This window comes from Niastella vici, assembly GCF_002077945.1.
Classification (GTDB): Bacteria; Bacteroidota; Bacteroidia; order Chitinophagales; family Chitinophagaceae; genus Niastella; species Niastella vici.
This window is the reverse complement of record NZ_LVYD01000102.1, coordinates 112234-124777: the sequence shown is the minus strand read 5'-3', so window position 1 is coordinate 124777 and position 12544 is coordinate 112234. Positions and strand designations below refer to the sequence as shown.

Annotated in this window: 13 protein-coding genes; 4 read left to right on the top strand and 9 right to left on the bottom strand. The window is 44.5% G+C overall.

Annotated features, from left to right (window positions below; all coding sequences use genetic code 11):
• Positions 1 to 147: 147 nt before the first annotated feature.
• From A3860_RS35170 to A3860_RS35140, 7 genes are all read right to left on the bottom strand, one after another.
• Positions 148 to 939, bottom strand: coding sequence for a glycoside hydrolase family 16 protein (locus A3860_RS35170; protein WP_081155282.1), 792 nt, complete (start codon positions 937 to 939; stop codon positions 148 to 150).
• Positions 940 to 1178: 239 nt separating this feature from the next.
• Positions 1179 to 1679 carry a DUF2004 domain-containing protein gene (locus A3860_RS35165; RefSeq protein ID WP_081155281.1) on the bottom strand — a complete coding sequence of 167 codons (501 nt, stop codon included), beginning with the start codon at positions 1677 to 1679 and terminating at the stop codon, positions 1179 to 1181.
• Positions 1680 to 1725: 46 nt separating this feature from the next.
• A complete protein-coding gene (locus tag A3860_RS35160; protein ID WP_081155280.1) occupies positions 1726 to 2067 on the bottom strand; it encodes a hypothetical protein in 342 nt (113 codons plus the stop codon).
• A 71-nt stretch (positions 2068 to 2138) separates the two neighbouring features.
• Positions 2139 to 3113 carry a YeiH family protein gene (locus A3860_RS35155; protein WP_081155279.1) on the bottom strand — a complete coding sequence of 325 codons (975 nt, stop codon included), beginning with the start codon at positions 3111 to 3113 and terminating at the stop codon, positions 2139 to 2141.
• A 71-nt stretch (positions 3114 to 3184) separates the two neighbouring features.
• On the bottom strand, positions 3185 to 4081 hold the full coding sequence (locus A3860_RS35150; RefSeq protein WP_081155278.1) for a LysR family transcriptional regulator: 897 nt from the start codon (positions 4079 to 4081) through the stop codon (positions 3185 to 3187).
• 13 nt (positions 4082 to 4094) lie between these two features.
• Positions 4095 to 4562 (bottom strand): SMI1/KNR4 family protein, encoded by a 468-nt coding sequence (locus tag A3860_RS35145; RefSeq protein ID WP_081155277.1) that lies wholly within the window; start codon positions 4560 to 4562, stop codon positions 4095 to 4097.
• Between the two features lie 64 nt (positions 4563 to 4626).
• Complete coding sequence (locus tag A3860_RS35140) at positions 4627 to 5409, bottom strand: hypothetical protein (protein ID WP_081155276.1); 783 nt, start codon at positions 5407 to 5409, stop codon at positions 4627 to 4629.
• Between the two features lie 464 nt (positions 5410 to 5873).
• Here A3860_RS35140 and A3860_RS35135 point away from each other — a divergent pair, with 464 nt between their 5' ends.
• Together A3860_RS35135 and A3860_RS35130 are read left to right on the top strand one after the other, a co-directional pair.
• Positions 5874 to 6563 carry a cell division ATP-binding protein FtsE gene (locus tag A3860_RS35135; protein ID WP_081155275.1) on the top strand — a complete coding sequence of 230 codons (690 nt, stop codon included), beginning with the start codon at positions 5874 to 5876 and terminating at the stop codon, positions 6561 to 6563.
• Positions 6560 to 7471, top strand: a complete 912-nt coding sequence (locus A3860_RS35130; protein WP_081155274.1) for a glycosyltransferase family 2 protein — start codon at positions 6560 to 6562, stop codon at positions 7469 to 7471. Before A3860_RS35135 ends, A3860_RS35130 begins: the two co-directional genes overlap by 4 nt.
• On the opposite strand, the gene A3860_RS35125 is transcribed toward A3860_RS35130, so the two are convergent.
• On the bottom strand, positions 7468 to 8589 hold the full coding sequence (locus tag A3860_RS35125) for a glycosyltransferase (RefSeq protein WP_081155273.1): 1122 nt from the start codon (positions 8587 to 8589) through the stop codon (positions 7468 to 7470). The genes A3860_RS35130 and A3860_RS35125 overlap by 4 nt on opposite strands.
• A gap of 3 nt (positions 8590 to 8592) precedes the next feature.
• Positions 8593 to 9678: a glycosyltransferase gene (locus A3860_RS35120; protein ID WP_245843693.1), complete on the bottom strand. Its 1086-nt coding sequence runs from the start codon at positions 9676 to 9678 to the stop codon at positions 8593 to 8595.
• A 248-nt stretch (positions 9679 to 9926) separates the two neighbouring features.
• Between A3860_RS35120 and rpsO the strand changes: the two genes are divergently transcribed.
• Both rpsO and pnp read left to right on the top strand, forming a co-directional pair.
• The gene (rpsO, locus tag A3860_RS35115; protein WP_081155272.1) at positions 9927 to 10199 is read left to right on the top strand and encodes a 30S ribosomal protein S15; all 273 of its coding nucleotides are present in this window, start codon (positions 9927 to 9929) and stop codon (positions 10197 to 10199) included.
• A 172-nt stretch (positions 10200 to 10371) separates the two neighbouring features.
• Positions 10372 to 12519 carry a polyribonucleotide nucleotidyltransferase gene (gene pnp / locus A3860_RS35110; protein ID WP_081155271.1) on the top strand — a complete coding sequence of 716 codons (2148 nt, stop codon included), beginning with the start codon at positions 10372 to 10374 and terminating at the stop codon, positions 12517 to 12519.
• The last annotated feature ends 25 nt before the right edge of the window (positions 12520 to 12544 follow it).

The window sequence follows — 12544 nt, the reverse complement described above, 5'->3', positions numbered from 1 at the left end:
TAAAGAATTAATACGATGGGGAAGGGGAAGGGAAAGAAACAGGAGGAATAACTCTGAAAAAAAAATTGCACCATCAGCCTGTTTGCTAATGGTGCAATATTAAAATTCTAACATCCCTGAGCAGTTGCCCCTGGTAATATCGTTGGTTTACCCGGCAGTATACTTAAAGCTGTGAATAATAATTTCTACTTCTTTGCTATCAGAAGGCGCCAGGCCATCAAACAACCAAAGGTTCATGTGTACCGGCATGCTTAATGTGCTGATGCTCCAGGCTGGTGACGAGCAGGTAGCGCTGGCGAACAAATTGGTGTCGTCGTTATAAAATCCGTTCAAACTTTTAAACACTACCGAGCTGCTGTTACGGGTAAAGCGATGTGTAGTGTAAGTGCCGCCAGTGAGCGTAAAGTTTTTGGTGTAATTCCATTCACTTTTGCCTGAGGTTGCTGGCCATACGGTATAATTCAGGTTAGGCCAGCTGCTGTTTCCCCAGCGGGCAAATTCTATATCCATTTCATCAAAACCGTCGTTGCCTGAATAATTAAATAATCCTAGCACAATGTTTTTGTCGAGGGAGCCAATTGCACCTTCTACCTGCCACTGATAAGAACCATAACCAAAGTTTTGGGCACTGTATATTTCAGCGCAATTCCATTTGTTGGTACTGGTGTTCTTTGTGATCTTCAAATGCAACCAGCCATTACCATCTACCCAGGCATTGCTACCGTTGAAAATGTTAGGGCCAGGACCTTCTGTTGAATTGCCGGTATTACGTATATACCAGGTATAGCCGCTGAATTGAACGGTACTTGCGGCCCTCGCAGTAGTATTTACACCACCTGAACTGTTTTTTGGGGAAGATTCATTTTCGGGGGAGGCATTCTTTTTACAGGCGCCTGCCACCATTGCAACTACCAATAAGGAATAAAAGACCTTCTTCATTGAATAAAGTTTAAGTTTAATAAATAGGATAATTATTTAACTCGCATCAATGGTGACATAAATGATGCCATGTTGTTCAATGGGTGTGGCTAAATATATTTCAGCATATCGATCATAGTTATATAGTAGTAGTTGCTAAATTTTTCAGCTGGCATGATTTGATGGTAACAATTCAATGGAATAAAAAAAGGTAGTCCATAAGAACTACCCGTATCAACAGCGTTACATGCGTTTAACAGTTAACTTTCCATTGTCATATATTCCAGTTCGCCATTTTCATCGGTAAAAATAACCACCAGGTAATCTGTTAGCTCACGGCCTATAGAGTAATCAAAAATAGCAAACTGGTCGTCTCCGTCGGGGTAAAACCCAACCCGGGTAAGGTGCAGTGCATCTATAAATTGCTTTTCAGGTTCCACTGCTTCGTTTTTAAAATCAATGATCTCCCCCAGTTCATCTTCATCAAGTTCTTCCAAATGATGCTCAACATAGGTGGCTACAGTATCATTATCTTCGCCTTCAAAATCCTCAACGATATATTTCTTATTCTTTTGATCAAACTCCGGTAATTTCTCCAAAAATTTCTTTACGATATCCAACCTGGCTGGGTCAACAGTCTTTTTCTCAAAATTCAGATCGAGGTCAACTTCTTTTCCGTTCATTTCAATTTCCACATCATAATATTCATCGAGGTTCGAAAGATCTATTTCTCCGAAATGAGGTAAAGTGTAGGAGCTCATGATGATTATTTTTAATGCGCTAATTTAAAGGATTTACCCGCTGTAATTACTCCTCTTGATTAACTGATAGCAATTTTTTCATCTTCCGAAAGCCCGCAGGTTTGATTATTGCTGAAATCCACATCATAGAAAGTACATAATGGGGCGTTACTGAATCGCCCAGAAAGATCAGGGAGTTTGCTTTCAGTTCTTTTGCCAACCTCGAAATCTCTATACCTAAATCCCTGATATTACCCCTGAAAGTTTTGGCAGGGATCGTCAAGATATAAGACCGGAAAACAGTTGGAAATGAATATACCTCTTCATCGTTTTCGGTATCATAATCTCTTAAAGGAAAGGTTGAGTATTTATTTAAACACGCCTGTCTTTTTATTTTACGCAGCATCATTCTTATTGATAAGCCAAAATAACACAAAAGCTCAATTGCAGTACTATTGCTTTATAAAAACACTAATAAAATTATCTTAAATATAGGATAGCCAATAAAGCTGCCACAGAAACAATCAACCACAAAATAAATCCCTGCACAACGGGTTGCCAGCCTACCGTTTTTACTGTTTTACCCGAAAGTCCGCAGCCAATCAGGAATAACGTAACCGTCAATACCGACCTTGAAACACCGGCAATGTAATTAGTATATTGCTGAATGACGGGCACGTAGGTATTCAAACAAAGGGCCAGCACAAAAAAGCCGATAAACCAGGGGATCTTAATACGGGTTCCTTTGTTCTTAAATATCAACGTACTGAAAAATGCAACGGGAATGATCCACAATGCCCGCACCAGTTTTACAGTGGCCGCGATCTCCAACGCTTCACGCCCATATTTACTGGCGGCGCCAATTACTGAACTGGTATCGTGTATGGCTATTGCACACCAAAGCCCAAACTGGGTCTCACTTAAATGCAACCAGTAGCCGATCATGGGAAAAACCACCAGGGCCAGCGCATTTAAAATAAACGTAGTGGCCAGCGCCACACTGATCTGCTTTTCTTCAGCCTTTATCACTGGCGATACAGCAGCGATAGCACTGCCGCCACAGATTGCCGTGCCGGCCGCAATAAGATACGATGTCTTGTTATTGGTTTTAAAGATGCGGCCAATGAAATAACCTGTTATCAACGTTCCCAAAATAGAAATAATGGTGATCAGCAGCCCTTGTTTTCCGGCCTGCAAGGCAGTGGTGACATTCATTCTGAATCCCAATGCTACAACTGAAAGTTGCAATAATATATGTGATGCCTTGTGATTCAGATGCATGTATGGATGCCCGATAAACTGGGCAATCACCAGTCCCAGCAATAAAGCGAGTGGGGGAGTGATCAGTGGGGAGATGCAAAATACCAATGCCAGTAAAAAGATCAATTCCCGTGTGGTAATCGTTTTGTCGAGGAACTTCCTTTCTTCATTTGGATTAACCTGTTCTGTTTCCATTGTGCTGATAATTATTCCGGCACAAAGGAATAAAATGGTGGCCAGCGGGAGAAATGAATAGATTTAATCTGCTATAACTTAAAGTTATCAGAGGAAATGAATTTCATAAACAATTCAGGCAGGTGCTGGTTATCGCCCTGTTGCTTTACAAAATAAAAAGCCCGCTCAATATGCAGATCCTTTATATCTATAATATTGAGCTCATTGCTTTTTAATTCTTTTACAATGGAGTGTCTGGAAAGAAAGGCAAAACAGTCGGAACCGGAGAGATACGACTTAATGCTTTCTGTACTTTCCAGCACCATTTCCACTTTTAGTTTCGAAATGGTAAGTCCTGCCTTTTTTAAGGCCGCGGCAATCACTTCCTGTGAGCCAGATCCTTGTTCGCGCATCAGCAGGGGAAGGTCTTTCAATATGGCCAGGGAAATGGATTGCTTTTTCAGGAACGGATTACCCGCTCTGGCGCATAACACTATTTCATCTTTCAGGAAGGTAGTATACTTGAGTTGCGGCCGTTTCGATTGCCCCTCTATAATGCCGAAATCAATTTTACTGGCAATAAGTGCGTTTTCAATATGCTCCGTATTATTAGCCGTGAGGGCAATTTTTATGTCCGGGAATTTTTGTTTGAACAGCGCCAGGTATTTGGGCAGCACATATTGCGCTACTGTGGTGCTGGCCCCGATCCGCATGGTGCCTTTTGCATTTTGATTGATGGCTGCGAGTTCAAATTCTATATTTCTGTAGATCGCAAACAACTGTTCAGCATGTTCCAGTAAAGCGGTGCCGGCCGGCGTTAGCTTTATTCTGGTGCCATTCCGTTGAAACAACTGGGTTTTATAGTAGGTCTCAATTTCGTGGATATGTTTTGTTACTGCGGGTTGCGTTATAAACAATTCTTCCGCCGCTTTGGTAAAATTCAGTCTGCGCGCAACGGTGTAAAATACCTTTAATCGAAAGTCAAACATGGGCCAAAGATAGTTATACTTTGATGAAGCCATTTGTCCATCCTTCTATAAATACCTTCATGTTCGGGGCAATCCATTCTCTGCTGTCATTTTCGTGATTCCAAACATATACATCAGATCGCTCAAATTTACCGTTCAGGGTTTCAAAACCAAAAAGGTCTCCATTGCCTGCATCTGAAAAGAAAAGCAGATCGTCAAAGCTTTTGTAAATGTCTTTATAACGCGGAGAATTTCTATTGAATTTATTAGTTTCAATTACCCGGTCAATCGACCAGATAAACTCACCAATTTTCTCAACATATATATATTCATCAATACCGTTTGTTTGTCGGTAAAATTGCTCCAATTCAAAAGGCAACTGGGTAAGACCAAATTGTTCTTTCAATTCAATCAATCTGCTTTCGGGCACGGGTGAATTAAAGCGAAGTTCTATATCATTTTTTTTGCTAATCTCAGTGGAGATAAATTCTATCCAATCCATTACGCTAAAATACACAATTGCCCTTTTGGGGCAAGCTATTATCCGGCAAACTCGCTTCCACCCCTCAAACCATCCCGATCACCTTTCCCGCGCCAACGTATTTTACCTGTTCAATTTCGCCACGTTGAATGGTTCCAAAGGCAATGCCCACAGCGATCATTAAGCTGCAGTTTTCCGGTTTTTGTTCGGGCAAACCGGTTACGATCAATTTGCCGGCAGGGGAAGGGGTGTTCACCGGCAACCAGTCTGAATAAGCCAGATCCCGAAAATGCACCCGGTCGTCTTTTGGCCGGTATCCGTGCTCGTGATAATACAGGTCGGGCACCAAACCGGCCACAGCAGTAAACTGGTACCAGGAATAATCGCCCGGCACTATAAAGTTAATGCCCGGCAACAGCCCAGGCACATCAATGATCACCTGATCTTTTTGTAATGACCATAAAAATGGGGTACTTATAATTGATTCAAGCAGGTTTTTGCGGTTCAGGGTAAATCCTTCGAGCAACCGTGGGTTTTTCGAGATCAGCACATTTCGCTTCCCATATTCATTTTCGGTATCCAGCTTTTGAATATGTTTCAATAATGCATTGAGCGGGCCGGTAATATTATAATCTGTCAGGGAACGCAGTGGAAACAGCGCATTTTTGATTTGGGCGGCAAGCTTTGATCTTCCGCCAAATTCCTTGTTATTCCGGCGGGTAAGATCGAAGTGCGGGTCTTGCTTGATCTGCTTTTTCGAGGGGCCGCCTTTTTTACGGAGTATGATCTTGTCGGAACCGCGCATTTTATAGGCGCTCATGTTATCGAGGGAACCGATGAATTGCAAACTTCCTATCAACTTTGGCATAAACGATGGTTTAATGGTCAAAAAATAACGGTATGTCGCAGGGCGAGACTACCTATATTATAAAAACAACTTAGGAATATCATTGTACTAAACCGGAGATATTCCGGAGTTATAAAGTGACAGGATATCAGTATGATATTTCCGGCTTATATCCGGGACATCTCCGGGATATCTACACGCTGCCAATAAAAAAGAAGAGAGAGTTCCCGTTCTGGGGGGCTTAATTAAGAGCCCAACTCCGCCTTGTTCACATAAAAAATTAACCATATATTAGAGCCAGTAAACGGCCCTGGCCGCCAGCCTTTCTTCCCTGTTTCAAAATGCAGGCACATCCCCGCTCCCCCGAACCGGAAAAATTGTCTAAAGTCCTGAGTTTATTAACAATGGGCATGCTATTAGTGGTAAAACACAAAATTCATAACTGGGCTGAATTGCTTATTTTTGTTTCAACTTAACGGATCAGTATGCAGGAGAACATCATTGACCTACGGCACGTAAATATCTATCAGGGGAACAACCTTGTTTTACAGGATGTAAATTTCAAAGTGCAAAAAGGCGAGTTTGTGTACCTGGTTGGTAAAACCGGCACCGGAAAATCGAGCCTGTTAAAGACCATGTACGGCGATCTGCGCCTGAAAGAAGGGGATGGAACCGTTGTTGGTTTCAACCTGCGCGATATGGACTGGAAAAAAGTCCCCTTCCTGCGCCGTAACCTGGGTGTTGTTTTCCAGGATTTTCAATTGCTCACCGATCGTAACGTAAACGATAATCTGCGCTTTGTGGTGCGCGCCACCGGCTGGAAGGACGAAAAACTGATGGATGAAAAGATCATCGATGTGCTCGATAAAGTTGGCCTTAAATCAAAGGGTTTTAAAATGCCTTTTGAGCTTAGTGGTGGCGAACAGCAACGTGTTGATATCGCCCGCGCCCTGCTCAATTCGCCCAAGCTGATCCTGGCCGATGAGCCTACGGGTAACCTTGACCCCGAAACCTCCGATGAGATCATGCAGCTGCTGTTCCATATCTCCCGCGACTATGGCACCGCTATCGTAATGGCTACCCACGATTATATCGTTATCAATAAATATCCCGCCCGTACGGTTCGCACCGAAAGAGGCCGGGTGATCGATAACGCCAGTATCAATATTACATGATCGCTGTTTGCATCCCTGTTTTCAACCGCAACATTACGGCGCTGGCAACAGCCCTTAGCAGCCAGATGACCGCGCTGAACAAGGATGGCGAAATTCTTATTATGGATGATGGCTCCGATGCTTCGTGGCAGGCCATCAATGCATCCATTGCCCATCTCCCTTTTGTACGGTATGTACCCGGTACAAAAAATCATGGCCGCATTCGCATTCGCCAATTGCTGGCGCAGAACGCCCGCTTCAACTGGCTGGTTTTTCTTGATGGCGACAGCCTGCTGCTTTCACCCCGGTTCTTACAAAACTATTTTGATGAGTTAAGTGATACGCCCTGCGTGGTGCCGGGCGGCAGAATATACAGCCAAACACCGCCTCCAGATTGTACCTGTCGTTTACACTGGAAATATGGTACCGTACGGGAAGCCCCCAATACAGCCAACCGTAACCGCAAGCCTTACGCCGGTTTTATGTCGAATAATTTCCTGGTACATAAAAGCATTTTCAATCAACTGCAATTCCATGATTCCTTTACCGGGTATGGGCATGAAGATACCTGGATCGGTATTCAACTCGAAACGCTTCAGGTACCCGTAAAATATATTGATAATGCGGTTGAGCACGATGGGGTAGAAGCAACTGCCGTATTTCTGGCCAAAACCGTTAACGCGTTGCAGAATCTGGCCCGGCTGCAAAAGCTGGTGCCGGTTGCCCAGCTTAAAGCACATGTACGGCTGTACGCATTCTATTACACGCTGAAAACATACCGGCTGTTATGGCTTCCCCGGTTGTTGCAAACGCTTATGGGCCTGTACATTAAAACCAACCTGCATTCCTGCAATCCTTCCCTGTTCCTGTTCGATGTTTACCGGCTACATCAGTTTATTGACATGCAACAGGCAGGCAGCGACCTTTAATAAATCAGGGATAACAACCGTTTCCCGTTCTGTTCATTATCGAAATATTTTTCGAGCAGGTTGCGGCGTAACATAATTTCATGATCGTCAAACGGCTGGTGCTTCAATTGTACAATAACCGACTGAAACGCTTCGGCAGTTGTAGCGATATGACAGTAAGGCGCGAGCGCACTGTCGGTCACCATTTGTTCGTTGACAATTAGGTGTCGGCCGTTGAACAGCGCATTCAATAATTTTATTTGAACCGGTTTGCTGGAAAGCGAAGGCAGTACATGAATATGCGCCTGGCTAATAAGGTCCTGCATTTCCTGCTCACTGGGGTTGGCCACCAGGCAGGCATTCGATTGCGAATTAATGGCCTGCTCAAGACGGGCCGAAGGATCTTTACCGGCTATCACGAAATGCACGTTCAACTTTTTAAATACATTTTTTAATAACCAGAGCGCCGCTTTTTCATTCTGCACCGAAGAAAGATTACCGTGATACAAACAAAAACAGCCGATCCCATCCTTATTGACCGTATCGCCGAAGGGTAAAAAAGGCGGTAACGCCAGCACGGAAGATGCATTTAGCTGCTGCCGGTATACGGCCGCATCCTGCTGGCTTTGGGTAAGGATGGTTATTTTACCGGCAATAAAGCTTTCGTGCTGCCGCATCAATTTGCTTTCGTGCAGGTAATACAGTTTTTTAAACGGAGAAGAAGAAGTTCGCGACAGTTCGCGCAGGTACTCATGCGCTATCTGGTGTACCCGTAATAATATTTTTCGATTGCTGAACCGTTCGTCGTACAGGAGGTAACTGCCATGCACACCCTCCAGCAATATGGGATATTCATCCTCACAAAGCCTGTTCAGCAATTCAGGATTTGAACGGGAAGCCACCATATAAGGCAACCTGGTCGAAAACCCTTTATGACCGCATTGGCGGGAATAGTAATTTACTTCAACACAGTATTTCTCAAGGTCGGGTTGCTGGCCGCGGCCGCAATCAAAACAATGTAAATGAACCGCGATGCCGGCTGCATGCAATGTTTGCAGGGTGTAAAAAATATCCATCATCACCCCGTTATCAACAGGAAAGGGTACGTCGAATGAAACAATATGTAAATGCTTTTCCAATGGCTAGAATATATTTTTATAGAACTCCAATAGCTTTTTTTCTTCCTGCTGCCAGTTTATGGCCTCGCGGGCCTTCAGACAATTTTGTTGCAACTGATCATATAATTTTTTGTTATACAATAATTCATTTAACCGTTCGGCCAGCGATTCGGGCCGTAGGTCACTTATTAGAACAGCAATATTGTACTTATTGTTTATTTCCCGGTAAGCTGGGTAATCCACACACAATTGGGGTACCCCGGCATGGATGTAGTCAAAAAAACGGTTGGCCAGGGAATGATAATTACTCAACCCCTTATTTTCAAACAGGGTGAGCCCTATCCAGGCCTGTACCGTATACTGTCTGAGTTCCTCTGGCAATATCAGCCCCCTGAATATTACTTTTTCAGTAAGACCATGGTCCTGTACCAGTTGCCGGGCAGCCTGCATAAAATTTCCTTCTCCACAAATGATAAGCCGTGCGTTCACCTGCTTCATGGCGGGTATCAGGGTTTCAAAGCTGCGGCCTTCATTCACCGCCCCCTGGTATAAGATATATTTCTCCGGCTTTTCGGGAATGGTTACAGGTTGTAATACCGGTACATTCCGTATTATCCCGTATTGCACCTGGTACATGCGATAGAATTCCCGGGCAATGGCATCATTGACCGTATACCCGTGTTTGAATTTGGGCACCGTGAATTTTTCAACCCGCTTCCAGGTGCGGTAGATGGCCGGCCGGGTAACCACTTCCTTCATTTCGCAGAATAGTTCGTGTGCATCATACGCACGCGGAATGCCCTTCAGCTTCGAGATAATATAAAAGGGGAGTATGGTATCGAGGTCGATGGCACATACGGCATCTGTTCTTTTAAATAATAAATAAAGTAATAGCCGCAGATTGTATTCCAGGTACGCTAACTTGCCGGTACTGAAAAAGCAAAAAAGCCTTTTCTGGGCAAAAGGGCGGGGCACCAGGGGTGTGGATGTTGACCAACGCCGGCCTATCAGGGTCACAGAATAACCCGCCTGCGACAGCGATGTACAAATACGTATCATGCGCTGATCATAGTTCAACTCGTTGGTAACGGCAAAAACCAGGTGCTTCATTGACCGGGAAAAGGGTTTATTTTATCTTATTTAAATGAAAATGAATTATTTACGCCTTTTTATCGGCGATTACATCGTTTACTCCAACCTTGGCTGGGGTTCCAGGGGACAAATCCCGGAAACCGGAAACGTCAAAAATAGTGTTTTTAAAAAAATTTCCCCCATACTATCCACTCAATTAGAATTTATTATATACCTTTGCCGCCAAATTAAGAAGATAATTTCTGGATGTTTTTAAACAAATTGAGATGCCTTATTTAACAAAAGAGAAAGTTTCGAGCGTATTTGCACAATTTGGTGGCAATGCTAAAAACACAGGTTCCATTGAGGGCCAGATTGCGTTGTTGACAGAACGCATCAACAGTATTTCTTTACACCTTCAGCAAAACAAGAAGGATTTCTCAACTCACCGCGGTCTGATGACTATGGTAGGTAAACGTAAGCGCCTGCTCACTTACCTGAGCAAACATAACCTGCAAGGTTACCGCGCATTAATTGAAAAACTTGGTATCAGAAAATAAGTGTATATTTCGATAAATAACTATTCCCAACTGTATGCCGGTTGGGAATAGTTGTTTTTGTTATACTTTTTTCTGAACATGTTGTTTTAATAACCGGTTGCTGATTATCGTTTGCTACATCATCCCACCTCCATGCAAGCTGTGATTGCGACCATTAAACTACAATTTTGATATGCTCTCTCAACCAATTAGCGTAACTTTTGATATAGGGGGCGGACGCGAGGTTTCTATTGAAACCGGCCGCCTGGCCCGTCAGGCCGACGGAGCCGTAACGGTTCGCCAGGGTAACTGTATCATACTGGCTACTGTTGTTGCCAATAAAGAACCCAAGGAAGGACAATCGTTTTTTCCTCTGGTAGTTGACTATAATGAAAAATTCGCTTCAGCCGGCCGTATTCCGGGTTCGTTCTTCAAACGCGAAGGCAAACTGAGCGATTATGAAGTACTCGTAAGCCGGTTGATCGACCGCGCACTGCGTCCACTTTTCCCAGAAGATTATTTATGTGATGTTCAGGTACTTATAACGCTTATTTCAAGCGATAAAGAAGTAATGCCCGATGCACTGGCGTGTTTGGCAGCTTCGGCAGCCCTTGCTGTTTCTGATGTTCCCATTAAGGAGATCATTTCTGAAGTACGGATTGGCCGCGTAGAAGGTCAGCTGATCGTAAACCCCACCCGTACAGAACTGGCCAAAGCCGATATGGACTTCATTATTGGCGCCACCAGCAAAAACCTGATGATGGTGGAAGGTGAAGCTGAACAATGTTCAGAAGAAGATCTGGTAAAAGCGCTGGAAGTTGCGCATGAAGCCATCCGCCTTCAGATCAAGGCCCAGGAAGAACTGCGCGCCAAAGTAGGTGTTGCCGGCAAACGTGATTACACCAAACCCGAGCAAAATACCGAGCTGCAACAAAAAGTGGCCGATTTTGCCAAAGACAAGATCTATCAAATTTCCCGCTCAGCTTCTGCCAAACACGACAGAACTGATGCTATTGATACATTAAAAGACGAATTGATCACCAGCCTGGGCGAAGAAGCGGAAGATGATGTGAAGAAGCTGGCCAAGAAATATTTCGACGACCTGCAATGGGAAGTGGTGCGCAATATGATCCTCGACGATCGTATCCGCCTCGACGGCCGCCAGCTCGACCAGGTTCGTCCGTTGAACATGGAAGTAGACGTACTGCCTTCTCCCCACGGTTCAGCATTGTTCACCCGCGGTGAAACGCAATCACTTACAACCGTTACTTTAGGTACGCCTTTAGATGAGTTGCTGGTTGAAAGCGCTGCCGTATCAGATTACACCAAATTCATTTTGCACTATAACTTCCCGCCCTTCTCAACAGGGGAGGTGAAGATGATGCGTGCCCCCGGCCGCCGCGAAGTAGGTCACGGTAACCTGGCCATGCGTTCGCTGAAACAAATGATGCCGGGCAATGAATATCCTTACACTGTTCGTATTGTGAGCGATATTCTGGAATCGAATGGTTCTTCTTCCATGGCTACTGTTTGTGCCGGTTCGCTGGCATTGATGGATGCAGGGGTACCTTTCGAAAAACACGTGAGTGGTGTGGCTATGGGATTGATCACCCGCCCCAGCGATGGTAAATACGCTATTTTGACCGACATCCTGGGCGATGAAGACCACCTCGGTGATATGGACTTTAAAGTTACCGGTACCCGCGAAGGAATTTGCGGTGTGCAAATGGATATCAAGATAGATGGTTTAAGTATGGATACCATGCGTGAGGCTTTGGCACAAGCCCGCAACGGCCGCCTGCACATCCTCGATGCCATGTATGAAGCCATCGGCGAAGCAAGATCGGAGGTGAAACCACATGCACCGAGAATGGAGAAACTGTTTATCGACAAGGAATTCATTGGTGCGGTGATAGGGCCCCAGGGCAAGATCATTCAGGAAATTCAACGCGAAACCGGCACTACCATCAATATTGAAGAAGTTGGTAACTACGGTGAAGTGAGCGTGTTTAGTCCGGCCAAGGAAGGTCTTGAAAAAGCCGTTGCCTGGATCAAGGGTATTGTAGCTGTTCCTGAAGTAGGTTCAGTATACGAAGCCACCGTGAAAGGCATTAAAGAATTCGGCGCTTTTGTTGAATTCTTACCTGGCAAACAAGGTTTGTTACACATCAGCGAAATTAGCTGGAAACGCCTCGAAACCATGGAAGGTGTGCTGAAAGAAGGCGAAAAGGTGAAAGTAAAGCTGATCGGTATCGATCACAAGACCGGCAAGTTCAAACTCAGCCGTAAGATCCTGATGCCAAAACCTGAAGGCAGAGCGCCTGAGCGGCCAGCATCGTAACCTCTCACTATAAAATACTACAAGG

Excerpts from the sequence above, each read along its gene's own strand:
- A3860_RS35170 (WP_081155282.1), bottom strand. The coding sequence starts at position 939 with ATGAAGAAGGTCTTTTATTCCTTATTGGTAGTTGCAATGGTGGCAGGC.
- A3860_RS35120 (WP_245843693.1), bottom strand. The coding sequence starts at position 9,678 with ATGAAGCACCTGGTTTTTGCCGTTACCAACGAGTTGAACTATGATCAG.
- A3860_RS35130 (WP_081155274.1), top strand. The coding sequence starts at position 6,560 with ATGATCGCTGTTTGCATCCCTGTTTTCAACCGCAACATTACGGCGCTG.
- rpsO (WP_081155272.1), top strand. The coding sequence starts at position 9,927 with ATGCCTTATTTAACAAAAGAGAAAGTTTCGAGCGTATTTGCACAATTT.
- A3860_RS35135 (WP_081155275.1), top strand. The coding sequence starts at position 5,874 with ATGCAGGAGAACATCATTGACCTACGGCACGTAAATATCTATCAGGGG.
- pnp (WP_081155271.1), top strand. The coding sequence starts at position 10,372 with ATGCTCTCTCAACCAATTAGCGTAACTTTTGATATAGGGGGCGGACGC.
- A3860_RS35145 (WP_081155277.1), bottom strand. The coding sequence starts at position 4,562 with ATGGATTGGATAGAATTTATCTCCACTGAGATTAGCAAAAAAAATGAT.
- A3860_RS35155 (WP_081155279.1), bottom strand. The coding sequence starts at position 3,113 with ATGGAAACAGAACAGGTTAATCCAAATGAAGAAAGGAAGTTCCTCGAC.
- A3860_RS35140 (WP_081155276.1), bottom strand. The coding sequence starts at position 5,409 with ATGCCAAAGTTGATAGGAAGTTTGCAATTCATCGGTTCCCTCGATAAC.
- A3860_RS35165 (WP_081155281.1), bottom strand. The coding sequence starts at position 1,679 with ATGAGCTCCTACACTTTACCTCATTTCGGAGAAATAGATCTTTCGAAC.
- A3860_RS35160 (WP_081155280.1), bottom strand. The coding sequence starts at position 2,067 with ATGATGCTGCGTAAAATAAAAAGACAGGCGTGTTTAAATAAATACTCA.
- A3860_RS35150 (WP_081155278.1), bottom strand. The coding sequence starts at position 4,081 with ATGTTTGACTTTCGATTAAAGGTATTTTACACCGTTGCGCGCAGACTG.